This is a genomic window from Streptomyces thioluteus (assembly GCF_039535865.1).
Window position 1 is genome coordinate 1 of sequence record NZ_BAAAXZ010000070.1, and the last position, 16,576, is coordinate 16,576.

The window sequence follows — 16,576 nt, forward strand, 5'->3', positions numbered from 1 at the left end:
CTGCGTTCACGAGTACGCCACGTCGTCGGACCAGTCCATGACCTGGGCCTCGAAGCTCCTGCGGTGCTCCGGGGCGCCCTGCCGGAACCAGGCGAAGACGGGCAGGTCGTCCGGGTAGACGCCGAACTTGCGGAGTCGGGTCGGCGGGGCGGCCGCCGCGCGGCGAGGGGTACTTGGTGGCGGCGTCGAGCGCGGCGCGGGTGAGGTTGAGGCCGACGCTCGCCGGCTCACCGGTCTCCGGGGCGTGACGAAACGCTTGGGCTCCAGGCGGGTGAGCAGCCGCAGGGACTGGGCGTTGCCCTCGAACCCGCCGCAGGGGCCCGCCACTTCGTCGAGCGCCTGCTCGCCGTTGTGCCCGAAGGGCGGGTGGCCGAGGTCGTGCGCGAGGCAGGGCCGTCTCCACCAGGTCGGGATCGCAGCCGAGGGTCGGCGCCGAGCTCGCGGCCGACCTGGGCGCACTCCAGGAGTGCGTCCAGCCGCGTGCGCGGCGTGGCGTCCCAGGCCGCCGCCGCTGCCGCCCGGGCGACGACCTGCGTCTTCCCCGCGAGGTCGGCGGAGGGACGCGGAGTGCAGGACGCGGGCCCGGTCACGCTGGAAGGCGGTGCGGCCGGGCCGCTTGTCGGGCTCGGGCGCCCCAGCGATCCAGGGTCCGGCTCGGCGTATCCGGCGGTGACGGGCTTCTCGTTCATGCCTCGACGGTAGCCGCAGGGTCGGACAGCGGCATGGGCCGTCCGGCCCGTGGATGGGGTTTTCGCCCCTGGCCCGCCCTTTCACCGTTTCCGCAGCAGCACGCTGCGCGCGCTGTCCTCGAGCGCCGGACGGGCTGAATAGCCCGTCCGGCGCTTGGTGGAAAGGGCGGGCCGGGGCAAAACCCCCGCGGGAACCGCGCCGCGCGGAACCCGCGTCCTCCTCCCCCGAAGAGGGGGAACGAACATGAGTCCCGACAACCGAGAAGCCCACGCCGCCGCCGCACCCAACGCCGCGCCGTCCAAGCCCTCATGGCCGCCTGCGTCCTCGCCCTCCTCCCCGTCACCTGGGTGCACGCCGCCGCCGAGCCGCGGCTCCGTACCGTGGCGGAACCGCGCCCGCCGCCCCCGTCGCGGTCGTCTTCGGGGCCGGCCTGTGGCAGGGCGAGCCCTCGCCCTACCTGGCGCACCGGCTCGGACGCCGCCGTCGGCCTCTACCCGCGCCGGCAAGGTCCGCGTCGTCCTCGTGTGACGCGACAACGGCCGCCGGGAGTACAACGAACCGGACGCGATGCGCGCGTACCTGCGCGAGCGCGCGGCATCCCGGGCGACCGGATCGTCGCCGACTACGCCGGCTTCGACACCTGGGACTCCTGCACCCGCGCGCCAAGCGCATCTTCGGCGTGGACCGGGCACTCCTGGTCAGTCAGGACTTCCACATCCGCCGTGCCGTCGCGCTGTGCGACGCGGCGGGGATCGACGCGTACGCGTCGGCGTCCGACGCCAAAGCGGGACGTCACTCGAGTACGCGGGGAGCGCCCGCGAGATCCTCGCGGCGGGGAAGGCCGCGGTGGACGCCGGTCGTCCCGGCCGGGGCGGCGTTCCTGGGCCCGCGGGAGCCGGGGTGGAACGGGCACTCGCGGCGGCCGAGCGCTGATTCAGCGCTTGGGCTCGCGGTTGTTTATGGCGTCCAGGTAGAGCTTGAAGATCTCGTCGTCGTTGAGGGGGCTGTACGACAGCTGCGCCGATCTGTCCCCGTCCGGGCCGCCGCCGTTGAGCCCGCCCAGGATGCCGACCAGGTCGCCGGTCCGGGTCTTCTCGTTGAAGTGGGTCAGCCACGGGCTGCCGGAGGTGCCCGAGAAGAACCCGTCGCAGCGCATCTTCAGCTGGTTGTGGTTCTCCAGACGGCTGGTCATCGCCGTGCAGCGGATCGCCTCGTCCGCCGGGTCGTCATCGGCGCTCGGGTAGCCGATGACGGTCACGCGGTTGACGTATCCGGGGGTGCGGACCAGCCGGTTCGCGCCCGTGACCTGTTCGATCCGACGCCCCTTGGCGTCGGGTCTGACGGTCGCGAAGGCGAAGTCGAGGTCCGAGCCCTCGCCGGTGTCGGTGCGTCTGGGATCGGTGAAGGTGCGGTCCACCGTCCAGACCCCCGTACGGCTGCTCCTTCGCGCCCTGCTGATAGTCCGGCACGAACGCCGCGTCGTCGCCGATCGAGCAGTGCCCGGCGGTGACGAGGAGGTTGCCCTTGGGGGCTGTGCACCACGCTCGACGTGCAGTGGTGGCTCTTCATGTCGTCGCCGGTGTAGAAGAGGACGCCCACCGAGGGCACCCCGCCGAAGTGCTTCGCGCTGCCGGTGATGCGCTGCGCCGCGCTGCGGGAGTCGGTGTCCGCGTCGTCGTCGGAGGCCTCGTCCGCGGTGCGCGTGGGTCCCCAGAAGCGCTGGGCCTGTTCGCTGCTCCAGCTGCGGTCCTTCCCGTGGCCGCCGGCCCGCGGGACGGCGGCCGCCAGGACGACGACATACAGCCCGGCCAGCGCGGCCCGGCCCCATCGGGCCCGGCTCCACCGGGAGAAACGCACAGGCACCCCCACCACTCAAGGAAGGTCGTTGACAGGCTAACCGCATCGCTCGGACCCGGCGCCCCGGCCGGACCGTTTTCCGTACCGTCCCGAAGACCGACGATCCGGCATATGACCAGCGTACGAATGATCGTCAACCGTTCTCCCACATTTGACGCCCCGCCGACGTCGCAGGTCCAGCCCCCGTCACACGGATGGCGCCCGCCCGTAGCCCTGTTCGAGCGATCGCCTAGGCTGAGGCCGCTGGGCCTGATCACACGTGACCGCACAGGACGGAGCACACCGTGAACGGCTGGACCCCTCGACGACATCCCCCCGCACAGCACGGCCGCACGGCGGTGGTGACCGGCGCGAACAGCGGCCTCGGCTACGTCACGGCCCGGGAACTCGCCCGGCGCGGCGCCCGCGTGGTGCTGGCCTGCCGGGACGAGACGCGCGGCCGGGCGGCGGAGGACCTGCTGAGACACGAGGTGCCCGGCGCCGACGTCCGCCTCGCCCCACTGGACCTGTCGGACCTGGCCTCCGTGCGGGCCTTCGCGGACGGGCTCCCGGAGGAGCGGCTGGACCTCCTCGTCAACAACGCCGGCGTGATGGCGCTGCCGCGCCGCCGCACGGTCGACGGCTTCGAGATGCAGTTCGGCACCAACCACCTGGGGCCACTTCGCCCTGACCGGGCTGCTGCTGCCGCGGCTGCGCGCGGCCGGGGACGGGGCGCGGGTGGTCACCGTCTCCAGCGGGCTGCACCTGCTCGGCACGGTCGATCCGCGCGACCTGCAGATGGACGCCGGCTACCGGCGCTGGATCGCCTACGGCCGCTCCAAGAGCGCCAACCTGCTCTTCGTCCACGAACTGGCGCGGCGGCTGGCCGCGGACGGCTCCCCGCTGGTCGCGGCCCGCGGCGCACCCGGGGTACGCGGCGACGAACCTCCAGACGGCGGGGGTGCGCATGGAGGACCGCCGCTGGGCGGAGCGGCTGGTCCTCGCCGCGAACCGGTTTCGTCGCGCAGAGCGCGGAGGCCGGTGCCCTGCCGACGCTGCGGGCGGCGACGGCGCCGGACGTCCGGCAGGGACGAATTCTTCGGGCCGCGGGTGTGCAGTTGTGGCGGGGGGCGCCGGTGCGGTCCGTCCGTGCCCCGTGGACGCGGGACGACCGCGCGAGCGCGCGGGCTGTGGGCCATGTCGGAGCGGCTGACGGGGGTTTCGTACGGGTGGCCCCCGCGGGTGTGAGGGCGGAGACCGTGCCCGGGGCGGGACTCACTCCAGCCCCGACGCCCGCAGGATCCCCCCGCGCCCCCCTCTCCGTCCACCCGCTCCCCCCACCGCTTCCAGCACCGCCGCGCCCTCGCGCAGCAGCCCCCGCTCGCGCGCCCGCCGCGCCCCGGCGTCGAGTTGGTGCCACAGCAGCGGATTCGTCCGCAGCACCCGCGGGTCCAGCTCCACCCGGTTGCCGCCGACGTCGCGCAGGACGAGGCGGGGCGCGACGCCGTCCGCCCGCCGCACCCCGCGTCAGCAGGTCCGTGCGGACGCGCCGCTCGCGGAGCAGGCCGCGGGTCGCCAGCCAGCCGTCGCCCGCGGTGATCCGGGCGGGGCGCAGCACCGCGACGAGCGCCGGCGGCGATGGCCGTCCAGCAGCCCGCCCGGGGCCAGTCGAGGCTGCCGCGCGCCAGATCGGCGAGGGCCAGCACGCCCGCCGAGCGCGACGCCCCAGCACCACGCGGCCCGGGCCTCGCGGCGCCAGCCGCGGTCCCAGGCCAGCACGCCGCGCCGCGGGCCGGCGCGCGGCCGTCACGCGGGTCCGTGCCCGTGCTCGCTCCGTCAATCGCCGTCCCATGTCCGTGACGCTAGAACCGCCCGTTCAACGCCTCGCCGGGCCTTGACGGCACGCTGACGCCGGACGGCCCGACCCTGATGCGCTGCTGACGCCCTCTTGACGCCGATCGTCGGCGCTAAGAAAGCGCGAGAAAGCGTCAGAAAGCGCCAAGAGAGCGCCAACGACGGTCACGGTCCGCGACCTCGCGGAAGCACGCTGAGCGTCCCACGTCACAACGGCGCGGAGTCACGGAGTACGGCGTCACGGAGGTACGACCGAACATGTCCATGCTGGGCCCATGCGGATGAACGCCCCGGCGGGACGGGCGAGGAACCGCCCGATACCACGGCCGGGAAGCCCGCCGGGGAGGACCGGCACCGGCTCACCGCCGCCCAGGGACTGGCCCGCCCTCTCGCTCGACGCCATGGCCTCCGTGGCCTACGGCCCCGAGTCGATCGTCCTGGTGCTGGCCGCGGCCGGGGCGCACGGCCTCGGCTTCACCCTGCCGGTCACGCTCGCCATCGCCGCCCTGCTCGCGGTGCTCGTCCTCTCCTACCGGCAGGTCATCTCGGCCTTCCCGGACGGCGGCGGCTCCTACGCCGTCGCCAGGCGCCACCTCGGCCGGCGCACCAGCCTCGTCACCGCCGCGTCCCTGGTCCTGGACTACGTGCTGAACGTGGCCGTCTCGGTCACCGCCGGCGTCGCCGCCCTGACCTCCGCCTTCCCCTCCCTCTACGACGACCGGCTGTGGATCTGCCTGGCCGTCCTGGTCCTGGTCACCGGGGTCAACCTGCGCGGCATCGCCGAGATCGGCCAAGGCGTTCATGATCCCGACGGCGGTCTTCGTCGGTTCGATCCTGATCGTGATCGCCGTCGGCCTCTTCCGTGACGCGCCCGCGAGCCACCGAGGCCGCCGCCGGGCACGCGTCCCGCGCTGAGCGGCAACGCGACCGCCGTCGGCGCCCTGTTGCTGCTCAAGGCGTTCGCCGCCGGCTGCTCCGCCCTCACCGCGTCGAGGCCGTGGCCAACGCCGTCCCCCTCCTTCCGCGCCCCGCGCGCCCGCCGCGCCCAGCGCACGGAGGTCCGCGCTCGGCGCCCCTGCTCGGCGTGATGCTGGTCGGCCTGTCCGTCCTGATCGGCCGCTTCCACCTCCAGCGGTCGAGGGCGTCACCGTCCTCGCCGCAGCTCGCGGACGCCTCGCTCGGCCACAACTGGGCGTTCTACGTCGTGCAGTTCGCCACCGTGGTCCTGCTGGCGCTCGCCGCGAACACCTCCTTCGGCGGCCTGCCCGTCCTGATGAGCCTGCTCGCCCGGGACAACTACCTGCCGCACGTCTTCGGCCTCAAGGCCGACCGCCAGGTGCACCGGCACGGCGTGCTCGCCCTCGCCGCCGTCTCCGCGCTGCTGCTCGTCTTCTCCGGCGGCGACGTCAACACGCTGGTGCCACTGTTCGCCATCGGCGTCTTCGTCGGCTTCACCATCTGCCAGGTCGGCATGGTCCGGCACTGGCGACGCGAACGGTCCGCCGGCCGGCGGGGCAAGGCCCTGCTCAACGGCTTCGGAGCGCTGCTCACCGGGGTCTCGGCCGTCGTCGTCACGGCCACCAAGTTCGAGGAGGGCGCCTGGCTGATCGTGGTCGCGCTGCCCCTGATGGTGCTGGTCTTCGAGGCCGTCCACCGCGCCTACGGGCGGATCGGCGAGCGCCTGGAGCTGGGCCGGGTGCCCGAGGCGCCGCGCCGCTGCCACTCCGTGGTCGTCGTCCCCGTCTCCACCCTCTCCCGCCTCACCAGCAAGGCCCTGACCGCGGCCGTCTCGCTCGGCGACGAGGTCGTCGCGGTGACCGTCGCCCAGCCGGACGCCGAGGGGCGCCGCGCCACCGAGTCGCTGCGCCGCGACTGGGAGCTGTGGAAGCCCGGCGTCGGCCTGGTCGAACTCCCCGCGCCCACGCGGGCGCTGGGCCGCCCCATCGCGGAGTACGTCCGCGAGCTGGCCGACCGGCACCCCGACAACCGGGTCACCGTCCTCATCCCCGAGGTGGAGCCCGCCCACGTCTGGCAGCGGCTGCTGCAGAACCAGCGCGGGGCGGTCGTCGCGCACGCGGTGCGGCGGGACACGGACGCGGTGATCTGCCGGCTGCGGTTCCGGCTCAGCGGCGACGCAGGCGGCCCCCGCACGCCTTTGATCACCTCGACCCTGCCGGTCCGGACGGCGAGCACGCCGCCCCGGTCCGGCAGGGGCTTCGCGTACCAGGGCAGCCCCAGCCGCTGCCACCGCGCGACCGCCAGCTCCGGCTGCTCCGGCACCGGGACGGACCACTCCCGCCCCCCGGCCGCCAGCCGCAGGCCGAAGAGCCACTCCCCCGCGGCGGTGCAGGGGAAGGACGTACTGAACGAGCCGTCGGGCCCCGTCTCGACGGGTACGTCCACGATCTGCCCGTCCGCCGCGGCGGCCCGCAGCGTCAGCGAACCGGCGGGCCGGCCGGCCAGGGCGCAGCGACCGGTGACGGCCAGGGTGGCCGGGCCCGCCTGCGGGTCCCAGGCCGCGCCGTCGACGCGCAGCCGCCCCTCGACGGGGTGGCGGAGCTCGCCGACGTCCAGGGTGAGGCCGTCGGCGACGGGCAGCGTGGCGACGGTCCCGTCGTCGGCGACGACGCAGCGCTCCTCGCCGTCCGGGGCATCGAGCCGCGCTTCCTTCTCCATTCCCCCTGCCGTGACGGCGAGATGGACGTCCCATACGCCCTCGGGGACGCCGGCGAGAGGCACCCGGCCGGTGAAGCGGCCGTCCCCCTCGTCCGTGACCGGGAACCGGAGTTCGGTCCCGGTGACGTGCCCGCGCAGGACCACCTCCGTGGACCCGCCGCCGGGTATGCGGTGCACGCGGGCCTCACCGGCCAGGGCGAGCCCGGATCCGTCGAGCGCCGCCTCCGACAGGCGGTGGCGCACGCCGAGTTCGGCGGTGACGTCGTAACAGGCGTCGGGGACACGGAGGGTGGAGTCCCGGAAGTACGGATACTGCGCGTAGGCGCGGCCGTCCTCGACGAGGACCTCGGGCTCGGGCTCCCCGTCGAGCTCGCGGCGTACGAGGGTGAGCAGTTCGTCGAGGTGCCCGTGCGCGACGAGATGGCAGCGCAGGCGGTCGACGGCGGCCAGGCCGTCGATGCCGCCGAACGGGGCAAGGGCTGTGCGGAGTTCGGCGAGCAGGGCGGTCTGGGCGGGGCGGCGGGGTTCGCGCCACAACGCGGCGGTGGCGGTACGGAGTTCGCCGGCGGCGAGGTGACGCAGCAGGGCGTCGCGGGTCTCGCCGGGGTCCGTTCCGCCGATGACCAGCTCGGTGAGCCGGTGCAGGCGTTTCGGTCCGGGGGTGGCGGGGATTGTCTCGATCTGGTCGGGCGTGAGCGGGAGTTGTGGTAACGGTGGGCCGGTGAGATCGGTGTTCACGTCCGGGCCGGGCATGGGCCCAGGTTAATACGGAGGTTCCCCACCCCGCCCCTTCCCGTTTCCGCTGGGGCTCCGCCCCTGCGCGACCCCGCGCGGCGCGGACGCGGACCGGGGCTCCGCCCCTGCCCCCCGGGCACAGCCCCCACCCACCCCCCACCGCGCGAAGCGCGGTGCCGGGCCCCGGGGCGGAGCCCCGGAAGAAACGGTGAAAGGGCGGGCCGGGGGCACAACCCACCCCCACCACCTACATCGGCGCCGCCGTCGACCGCCGCCGCGACACCGGCACCTCGTGCCCACCCCGCAACAACGCCGCCCCCAACGGCGTCAACGTATGAAGCACCGCACTCCCGTGCCGCAGCGTCAACACCAGCCCCGCCTCTCGCAGCACCCCCGCATGCTGGCTGGCGGACGCCGCCGACACGCCCACCCGCCGGGCGAGTTCACTCGTCGTGCAGCCGCCGCCGATGGAGCCGAGCACGGCGGACCGCGTGTGGCCGACGAGCTTGCCCAGCGAGCGCGGCGCGGCCGCGACCGGCGGCGCGGACTCGGACGCGTGCCGGGCGGGGTAGACCAGGACCGGGGCCAGGTCGGGGTTCTGCAGGGCCACCGGGTTGCCCCGGCAGAAGAAGGAGGGGACGAGCAGCAGGCCGCGGCCGTTCAGATACAGGTCCCGGTCCACGGGATAGTCCGCCTCCAGGACCGGCGCCCGCCACCGCATCGTCGGCGGCAGGGAGGACAGCAGCGCGTCCGCGCCGCCGTCGAGCAGGGCGCGCCCCCCGCACGGCCCGGTCCGCCTCGATCTGCGCCTGGATGTGCGCCCAGTAGGGCGCGATGGCCGCCTCGTGGTACGCGTGCAGGGCGCTGATCAGCTTGCCGAACGCCCGCGCGTCCCCCTCGGCCAGCGATCGTATCCAAGCGGGCAGCGTCCGCACCGTGGACAGCCGGCCGAGCTCCTCGTGGACCCGGTCGGCCGGGGTGGCACGCAGCGCCTGCACGCCGGACTCGAGTCCGAGGGCGCCTTCGGGAGGTGTCAGGAAGTCGGGGAAATAGCCCCGGGGCGGAACCAGGGGCGCCAGGAGCCGAGTTTCACTATTCAACCGAGCGCGGGTTTCGGTGCGCCAATCGCCGTAGATCGACTCGCCTTGTTTGTCCCGCAGCCGGTGCAGACTCAATACGGTTTCCCAGAGCACGTCCGGGTCTCCGGCCAGGCGCAACCGGGCCAGATCGAGTCCCGTGAAATGGACACGCAGCACCAAACCCCCACATGAGACATCCGCCGTCACCCCCCGCCCACTGAGTATGCACACCGATACGTGCTGTTACCACGGCCTTTTGGCCACAGTTGAAACGACTCGCGGCGAACACCCCGGACGCGAAATGCTATTCACGCACTCGGGGCCGCCCCGGCTCGTTCCCGTGGGGGGTGGCGAGCGAAAAAGCGGCCGCTGAGTATGCGAGTTGCCGCCCGAGCCGATGCGGGCGGCAACAACTCCCGGTGGGGGAGTAAAGAGGGGCGGCGCTCCCGCACGGGCGCCGCCCCTCCGCCATGCGGCGGGCCGGACCGGGTGTCCCCGGGGTGCCCGGAAGGTTACGCGCAGGTTACTCATGTGACGCTCCACGGGCGGGCGTTCCGCAGGCGGGCGTTCCGCAGGCCGAGGGCCCCCCGTGCCCCACGGCGCGCACGGCCATGGGAGGGTCGGCACGGGGCGGCCACCCGGACCCGGACGACGGCCGCACCCCGCGCCGGGAACCCGGGCGGGGTGGGGGCTGCCGTCGGCCGGGAGCCGGTGCGGGGTCAGCGGGTGTCGCTGCTCCCCTTGCCCAGCGCGGCGGCGCGGCCCGCCTCCAGCCGCGCCACGGGGATGCGGAACGGGGAGCAGGAGACGTAGTCCAGGCCCACCTCGTGGAAGAAGTGCACCGACTCCGGGTCGCCGCCGTGCTCGCCGCAGACGCCGAGCTTGAGGTCGGGGCGGGTGGCCCGGCCGGCCTCGGCGGCGGCGCGGACGAGCGAGCCGACGCCGTCCTTGTCGATCGTCTCGAAGGGGCTGACGCCGAAGATCCCCTTCTCCAGGTAGGCGGTGAAGAAGCTGGCCTCCACGTCGTCCCGGGAGAAGCCCCACACGGTCTGGGTGAGGTCGTTGGTGCCGAAGGAGAAGAACTCGGCGGCCTCGGCGATCTGACCGGCGGTCAGCGCGGCGCGCGGCAGCTCGATCATCGTGCCCAGGGTGAGCTTGAGGTCGGTGCCGGTGGCGGCCTCCACCTCGGCGATGACGCGCTCGGCCTCCTCGCGGACGATCTCCAGCTCCTGGACCGTGCCCACCAGCGGGATCATGATCTCCGCGCGCGGGTCGCCCTTGGCGTTGCGCCGCTCGGCCGCCGCCTCGGCGATCGCCCGGACCTGCATGGCGAACAGACCGGGGATGACGAGCCCGAGGCGGACGCCGCGCAGACCCAGCATCGGGTTCTGCTCGTGCAGCTTGTGCACGGCCTGGAGCAGGCGCAGGTCGTTCTCGTGCGGCTCGTGGCGGGACTCGGCGAGCGCGACGCGCACCGAGAGGTCGGTGATGTCGGGCAGGAACTCGTGCAGCGGCGGGTCGAGCAGCCGGACGGTGACCGGGAGCCCGTCCATGGCCTCGAAGAGCTCGACGAAGTCGGTCTTCTGCAGCGGCATGAGGGTGCTGAGGGCCTGCTGGCGCTCGTCCTCGGTGTCCGCCAGGATGAGCCGCTCCACCAGCTCGCGCCGCTCGCCGAGGAACATGTGCTCCGTACGGCACAGGCCGATGCCCTGGGCGCCGAACCGGCGGGCGCGGGAGGCGTCCTCGGCGTTGTCGGCGTTGGCCCGCACCCGCAGCCGGCGCATGCGGTCGGCGTAGGCCATCATGCGGTGCACGGCCTGGACGAGCCCGTCCGCGTCGTCGGCGCCCGCGTGCATCCGGCCCTCGAAGTACTCGACGACCGGGGACGGCACGACCGGGACCTCGCCGCGGTAGACCTTGCCGGAGGAGCCGTCGATGGAGACGACGTCGCCCTCCTCGATCACCACGCCGCCCGGGGCGGTCAACCGCCGCCGCTTGGTGTCGACTTCGAGCTCCTCGGCGCCGCAGACGCAGGTCTTGCCCATGCCGCGGGCGACGACGGCCGCGTGCGAGGTCTTGCCGCCGCGCGAGGTCAGGATGCCCTCGGCGGCGATCATGCCGTTGAGGTCGTCGGGGTTGGTCTCGCGGCGGATCAGGATGACCTTCTCGCCCGAACGCGACCACTTGACGGCGGTGTACGAGTCGAAGACCGCCTTGCCGACCGCCGCACCCGGCGAGGCGGCGATGCCCCGGCCCAGGAACTCGGTCTTCGCCTTCTCGTCGAAGCGCGGGAACATCAGCTGCGCCAGCTGGTTGCCCGTGACGCGCGACAGCGCCTCGGCCTCGGTGATCAGGCCCTGGTCCACCAGCTGTGTCGCGATGCGGAACGCGGCGCCGGCGGTGCGCTTGCCGACGCGGGTCTGGAGCATCCACAACTTGCCGCGCTCGATGGTGAATTCGATGTCGCACAGATCGCGGTAGTGCGTCTCCAGCGTCTCCATGATCTGCATCAGCTGGTCGTAGGACGCCTTGTCGAGCTGCTCCAGCTCGGCGAGCTGCATGGTGTTGCGGATGCCCGCGACGACGTCCTCGCCCTGCGCGTTCTGCAGGTAGTCGCCGTAGACGCCCTGGTGGCCGCTGGCGGGGTCACGGGTGAAGGCGACGCCGGTGCCCGAGTCGGGGCCGAGGTTGCCGAAGACCATGGAGCAGATGTTGACGGCCGTGCCCAGGTCGCCGGGGATGCGCTCCTGGCGGCGGTAGAGCTTGGCGCGGTCGCCGTTCCACGAGTCGAAGACCGCCCTTATGGCCAGGTCCATCTGCTCGCGGGGGTCCTGCGGGAAGTCCCGGCCGGTCTCCTTGGCGACGATGTCCTTGAACTCCCCGACCAGCGTGCGCAGATCGGCCGCGTCGAGCTCGACGTCGGTGGTGACGCCCTTGGCCCGCTTGGCCTCCTCCAACGCCTCCTCGAAGAGGTCGCCGTCGACGCCGAGCACGGTCTTGCCGAACATCTGGATGAGGCGGCGGTAGGAGTCCCAGGCGAACCGCTCGTCCCCGGCCTGCACGGCCAGACCGGCCACCGACTCGTCGGAGAGGCCGATGTTGAGGACGGTGTCCATCATGCCCGGCATGGAGAACTTGGCGCCCGAGCGGACCGAGACCAGCAGCGGGTCGTCGGCCTGGCCGAGCTTCTTGCCCATGCGGGCCTCCAGCGCGTCGAGGTGCGCGGTGACCTCGTCGCGCAGTGCCGGGGGCTCCTGGCCGCCGGCCAGGTAGACCTTGCACGCCTCGGTCGTGATGGTGAACCCGGGCGGGACGGGAAGGCCCAGGTTGGTCATCTCGGCGAGGTTGGCACCCTTTCCGCCGAGCAGGTCCTTGAGGTCCTTGTTGCCCTCGGTGAAGTCGTAGACGAACTTCTGGCGATCTGCGGATACCGGCACGGGACTCGACTCCTTCGTTGGGGCCTCCCGGACGACGGTGGGGAGGGCTGCCCTGACGGACGGGGAGCGTACCCAGATCGAAGGCTTCTGAGGAGGTCTGCTCCATCGACGTGGGGCCGCAACCGCCCGTTCGCCAACAGATCGAAGCTTTAACGCCCCGCCAAGGTTTAAGAGAGATCCGTTTACATCTTGAACGCGAGATCACCGAAAACATCCGAGGCATCACAGGGTGTCGAGGAAACCCGCCATCCGCCGCCACTTCCTGAACACTCAGCGGGTGGCACCCAGTGCCACCCTTTGGAAGATGCACCCCCGAGAAGATCGCTCATCTGAGCGTGACCCCTATCAGAGGTGGCGAGAATCACGCGTACAGCGGATCACGCAAAGTACACTTTTCGGGTGAACGAGAACCTGCCTCCCTGCCCCGCGTGCTCCGGCGCGTACACCTACGAAATGGGCGCCCTGCTCATCTGTCCCGAGTGCGGACACGAGTGGTCGCCGACGGCCGAATCCGCCGCCGAGTCCGGGGAGAAGGTGGTCCGGGACGCGGTCGGCAACGTCCTCGCCGACGGCGACACCGTGACGGTGGTCAAGTCCCTGAAGGTCAAGGGCAGCCCGGCCGGCATCAAGGCGGGCACCAAGGTCCGCAACATCCGCCTGGTGGACGGCGTGGACGGGCACGACATCGACTGCAAGGTCGACGGATTCGGCCAGATGCAGCTCAAGTCGAGCGTGGTGAAGAAGGCCTGACGGCCCGGGGGTACGCCGCGTACCCCCGGCCGCCCGCGCGGCGCTCAGCCGCCGGACGTGTCCAGCTCCGCCTCGGCGCCCACGACCGCGCGGTCGTAGGGGTCGTCCAGCCAGCCGTCCGGCAGGACCACCCGGTTGCGGCCCGAGGTGCGGCCGCGCGGGCCGTCCGCGCCCGCCGGCCAGGGCTGGTCCAGCTCCAGCCCGTTCAGCAGCTCCTCCAGCTCGGCCAGCGACGAGGTGACCGCCAGCCGCTTGCGCAGCTCCGAGCCGATCGAGAAGCCCTTGGTGTACCAGGCGACGTGCTTGCGGAAGTCGATGACGCCGCGCTCCTCGCTCTCCAGCCACTCGCCGAGCAGCTGCGCGTGGCGCAGCATCACCTTCGCCACCTGCCGCAGGTCCGGGGTGGCGGCGGCGCGCGGCCCGTCCTCGTCGAAGGCGGCGACCAGGTCGCCGAACAGCCAGGGCCGGCCCAGGCAGCCGCGGCCCACCACGACGCCGTCGCAGCCGGTCTCGCGCATCATCCGCACGGCGTCGTCGGCCGACCAGATGTCGCCGTTCCCGAGCACCGGGATCTCCGGGACGGTCTCCTTGAGGCGCGCGATGGACTCCCAGTCGGCGGTCCCGCCGTAGTGCTGGGCGGCGGTGCGGCCGTGCAGGGCGATCGCGGTGACGCCCTCCTCGACGGCGATCCGGCCGGCGTCGAGGTAGGTGATGTGGTCGTCGTCGATGCCCTTGCGCATCTTCATCGTCACGGGCAGCGAACCGGCGTTGCCGACGGCCTCGCGCAGGATGGAGCGCAGCAGGTTGCGCTTGTAGGGCAGGGCCGAGCCGCCGCCCTTGCGGGTGACCTTGGGGACCGGGCAGCCGAAGTTGAGGTCGATGTGGTCGGCGAGGTCCTCGTCCACGATCATGCGGACGGCCCGGCCGACGTAGTGCGGGTCGACGCCGTAGAGCTGGATCGAGCGCGGCTTCTCGGTGCCGTCGAAGTGGATCAGCCGCATCGTCTTGGCGTCCCGCTCGACCAGCGCCCGAGTGGTGATCATCTCGCTGACGAACAGCCCCTTGCCGCCCGAGAACTCACGGCACAGGGTGCGGAAGGGCGCGTTCGTGATCCCGGCCATCGGGGCCAGGACCACCGGCGGCTGCACCGTGTGCGGGCCGATCTGGAGCTGCGTCATGGAGATTCCTCGGTGGTGGGTCTGCGACCGTCCATTGTCCCTCATCCGTCACTCGTCCGGACGAGTGGCTCCGCGGCCCGCGTGAACGCCCCCCGCGCCCAGCCGCCCGAGCTTCTCGTGGCTCTCGGCGTCCACCGGGGTGAAGGTGAGCAGCCGGGTACCGGGGTACGGGCCGGTCCAGAGGTTGTTGAAGGTGAGCCGGAAGGGGCCGAGGCGGGGGTGGTGGAAGGTGCGCGGCCGGTTGGGCTCGGCGGGCGGGACGACCTCGTGCCGCGCCCACTGCTCCCGGAACTCGGGCGAGGCGTCCCGGAGCCGTTTGAGCAGGCACTTCCAGGCGGGTTCGGCGAGGTGCTCGGCCATGGCGGCGCGGAACTTGGCGGTGATCGCCCGCTTGGCGTCCTCCCGGTCGCGGGGGTCCCCGTAGCGGACCCGGCCGGTGAAGTGGATCCAGAGGCAGTTGCGGTCCTCCGGCGGCAGGGCGTCGAGGTCGCAGATCAGCTCCTGGTACGCGGCGTTCCAGGCGAGGATGTCGTAGCGCGCGGTCTGGACACAGGCCGGGAAGGGCTCCAGCTGCTCCAGCAGCAGGCGCAGCTCGGGCGGGACGCCGGCGGGCACGGCGGAGGGCGTGGGGTCGGCGGTGCCCGCCAGCGCGAAGAGGTGGGAACGCTCGGCGCGGTCGAGCCGCAGGGCGCGGGCGACGGAGTCGAGGACCTGCGCGGAGACCTGGATGGGCCTGGCCTGTTCGAGCCAGGTGTACCAGGTGACGCCGACGGAGGAGAGCTGGGCGACCTCCTCGCGGCGCAGCCCGGGGGTGCGCCGGCGGGGCCCGCGGACCAGGCCGACCTGTTCGGGCGTGATGCGCTCGCGGCGGCTGCGCAGGAACGCGGCGAGCTCGCCGCGGCGTACGGCGTCGTCACCGACCGGGGCGGCCGGGCGCTCGGGGGCCATGGTCGTCATGCCTCCAGGGTGCGGGACGGCCGAGCCTGTTACCAGGTACTTCCGGTACCAGGATAAAGGCACTCTGGTACCCGGCTGAGGGCTCCGGCAGCGTGGGGCGACGTGAGCGAAACCCGAACACCCGCCCCCGTCTCGTCCTCCGTCCGCCCCTCCCCCGCGCTCGGCGCGGCGGGCCTCTTCACGGTGCTGGTCGGCGCCGCGCTGCCGATGGTGGACTTCTTCGTCGTCAACGTCGCCCTGCCGACCATCGACCACGACCTGCACGCCGGTCCCGCGCTGCTGGAGATGGTGGTCGGCGGATACGGCGTGGCCTACGCCGTCCTGCTCGTCCTCGGCGGCCGGCTCGGCGACATGATCGGCCGGCGCCGGCTGTTCGTCTGGGGCACGGCCGCCTTCGGCCTGACGTCGGTGGCCTGCGGCCTGGCGCCGGACGCCTGGACGCTGGTCGCGGCGCGGGTCGCGCAGGGCGCCGCGTCCGCGCTGATGCTGCCGCAGGTGCTGGCGACGATCCAGGCGACGACCGAAGGGTCCCGGCGCGGCCGGGCGATGAGCCTGTACAGCGCCACGACGGGCGTGGCCAGCGCGTTCGGCCAGGTCCTCGGCGGCGTCCTGCTCGCGGCCGACCTCTGGGGCACGAGCTGGCGCTCGATCTTCCTCGTCAACGCACCCGTCACCCTGCTCGCGCTGCTGCTCGCCCGTTTCGTCCCCGAGACCCGCTCCGAGCACCCGCCGCGGGTGGACGGACCGGGCACGGTGCTGCTGTCGCTGACGCTGGTGGCGCTGCTGGTGCCGCTGACCGAGGGCCGGTCGGCGGGGTGGCCGGTGTGGTCGTGGGTGCTGCTGGCGGTGTTCCCGTTCGCGGCGGCCGCGTTCGTACGGACCGAGGCGCGCGCCGAGCGGGCCGGGCGGACCCCGCTGGTGCCGCCGTCGCTGCTGCGGATCCACTCGGTGCGCAGCGGGCTGGCGGTGCTGGTGTCGTTCGGCCTGGGCTGGGGCGGCTTCATGTTCGTGATCGCGGTGGTGTTCCAGGAGGGCCTGCGGCTGGGGCCGCTGGACGCCGGGCTGGCGCTGATCCCGCTCTCCGTCGCGTTCTTCACCGGCTCGCTCGTCGGCCCCCGGCTGGGCGTGCGGTACGGGCGGCGGGCGGTGACCGCCGGGGCGCTGCTCCAGGCGGCCGGGATCGCCGGGCTGGCGCTGACCTTCCACTGGGGCTGGGACTCCCTGGGCCCGTGGGGCACGGCGCCGGCGCTGGTCGTCCAGGGCCTGGGCCAAGGGCTGCTGCTGCCGCTGACGCTGCGGATCGTGCTGAGCGAGGTGCCGGTGGCGCAGGCGGGGGTCGGGGGCGGGGTGATGGTCACCACCCAGCAGTCCTTCATGGCGCTGG

The 16,576-nt window shown here is 73.2% G+C and carries 9 protein-coding genes and 5 pseudogenes; 5 read left to right on the plus strand and 9 right to left on the minus strand.

What is annotated here, in order from left to right:
• Positions 1-9: 9 nt before the first annotated feature.
• A pseudogene (gene dgt / locus ABD794_RS09100) lies at positions 10-973 on the minus strand (dGTP triphosphohydrolase); the annotation flags it as partial.
• Positions 974-1,425: 452 nt separating this feature from the next.
• Between dgt and ABD794_RS18730 the strand changes: the two are divergent.
• On the plus strand, positions 1,426-1,623 hold the full coding sequence (locus ABD794_RS18730; RefSeq protein ID WP_425585969.1) for a hypothetical protein: 198 nt from the start codon (positions 1,426-1,428) through the stop codon (positions 1,621-1,623).
• A 1-nt stretch (position 1,624) separates the two neighbouring features.
• On the opposite strand, the gene ABD794_RS09110 is transcribed toward ABD794_RS18730, so the two are convergent.
• The gene (locus tag ABD794_RS09110; protein WP_344962228.1) at positions 1,625-2,107 is read right to left on the minus strand and encodes a trypsin-like serine peptidase; all 483 of its coding nucleotides are present in this window, start codon (positions 2,105-2,107) and stop codon (positions 1,625-1,627) included.
• A 724-nt stretch (positions 2,108-2,831) separates the two neighbouring features.
• Between ABD794_RS09110 and ABD794_RS09115 the strand changes: the two are divergent.
• A pseudogene (locus ABD794_RS09115) lies at positions 2,832-3,774 on the plus strand (oxidoreductase).
• 27 nt (positions 3,775-3,801) lie between these two features.
• Here the strand turns inward: ABD794_RS09115 and ABD794_RS09120 are convergent.
• Entirely contained in the window at positions 3,802-4,047 is a 246-nt protein-coding gene (locus tag ABD794_RS09120; RefSeq protein ID WP_344962230.1) for a hypothetical protein, read from the minus strand.
• Between the two features lie 6 nt (positions 4,048-4,053).
• Positions 4,054-4,305 (minus strand): hypothetical protein, encoded by a 252-nt coding sequence (locus tag ABD794_RS09125; protein WP_344962232.1) that lies wholly within the window; start codon positions 4,303-4,305, stop codon positions 4,054-4,056.
• A 376-nt stretch (positions 4,306-4,681) separates the two neighbouring features.
• Here ABD794_RS09125 and ABD794_RS09130 point away from each other — a divergent pair.
• Positions 4,682-6,508 (plus strand): annotated as a pseudogene (locus ABD794_RS09130) (APC family permease); the annotation flags it as partial.
• 989 nt (positions 6,509-7,497) lie between these two features.
• On the opposite strand, the pseudogene ABD794_RS18735 reads toward ABD794_RS09130, so the two are convergent.
• The 3 genes and pseudogenes from ABD794_RS18735 to ppdK form a co-directional block, all read right to left on the minus strand.
• Positions 7,498-7,809, minus strand: a pseudogene (locus ABD794_RS18735) (hypothetical protein); the annotation flags it as partial.
• 229 nt (positions 7,810-8,038) lie between these two features.
• Positions 8,039-9,047 (minus strand): annotated as a pseudogene (locus tag ABD794_RS09140) (ArsR/SmtB family transcription factor).
• Positions 9,048-9,589: 542 nt separating this feature from the next.
• Positions 9,590-12,307, minus strand: coding sequence for a pyruvate, phosphate dikinase (gene ppdK, locus ABD794_RS09145; RefSeq protein WP_344962235.1), 2,718 nt, complete (start codon positions 12,305-12,307; stop codon positions 9,590-9,592).
• Positions 12,308-12,706: 399 nt separating this feature from the next.
• Here ppdK and ABD794_RS09150 point away from each other — a divergent pair, with 399 nt between their 5' ends.
• A complete protein-coding gene (locus tag ABD794_RS09150) occupies positions 12,707-13,057 on the plus strand; it encodes a zinc ribbon domain-containing protein YjdM (protein ID WP_344962238.1) in 351 nt (116 codons plus the stop codon).
• Between the two features lie 44 nt (positions 13,058-13,101).
• On the opposite strand, the gene dusB is transcribed toward ABD794_RS09150, so the two are convergent.
• Both dusB and ABD794_RS09160 read right to left on the minus strand, forming a co-directional pair.
• On the minus strand, positions 13,102-14,235 hold the full coding sequence (gene dusB, locus ABD794_RS09155; protein ID WP_344962241.1) for a tRNA dihydrouridine synthase DusB: 1,134 nt from the start codon (positions 14,233-14,235) through the stop codon (positions 13,102-13,104).
• Between the two features lie 48 nt (positions 14,236-14,283).
• Positions 14,284-15,192 carry a helix-turn-helix transcriptional regulator gene (locus ABD794_RS09160; protein ID WP_344962243.1) on the minus strand — a complete coding sequence of 303 codons (909 nt, stop codon included), beginning with the start codon at positions 15,190-15,192 and terminating at the stop codon, positions 14,284-14,286.
• A gap of 102 nt (positions 15,193-15,294) precedes the next feature.
• Between ABD794_RS09160 and ABD794_RS09165 the strand changes: the two genes are divergently transcribed.
• Positions 15,295-16,576: MFS transporter (locus ABD794_RS09165; RefSeq protein WP_425585970.1), on the plus strand; the 1,282-nt coding region annotated here is incomplete at its 3' end.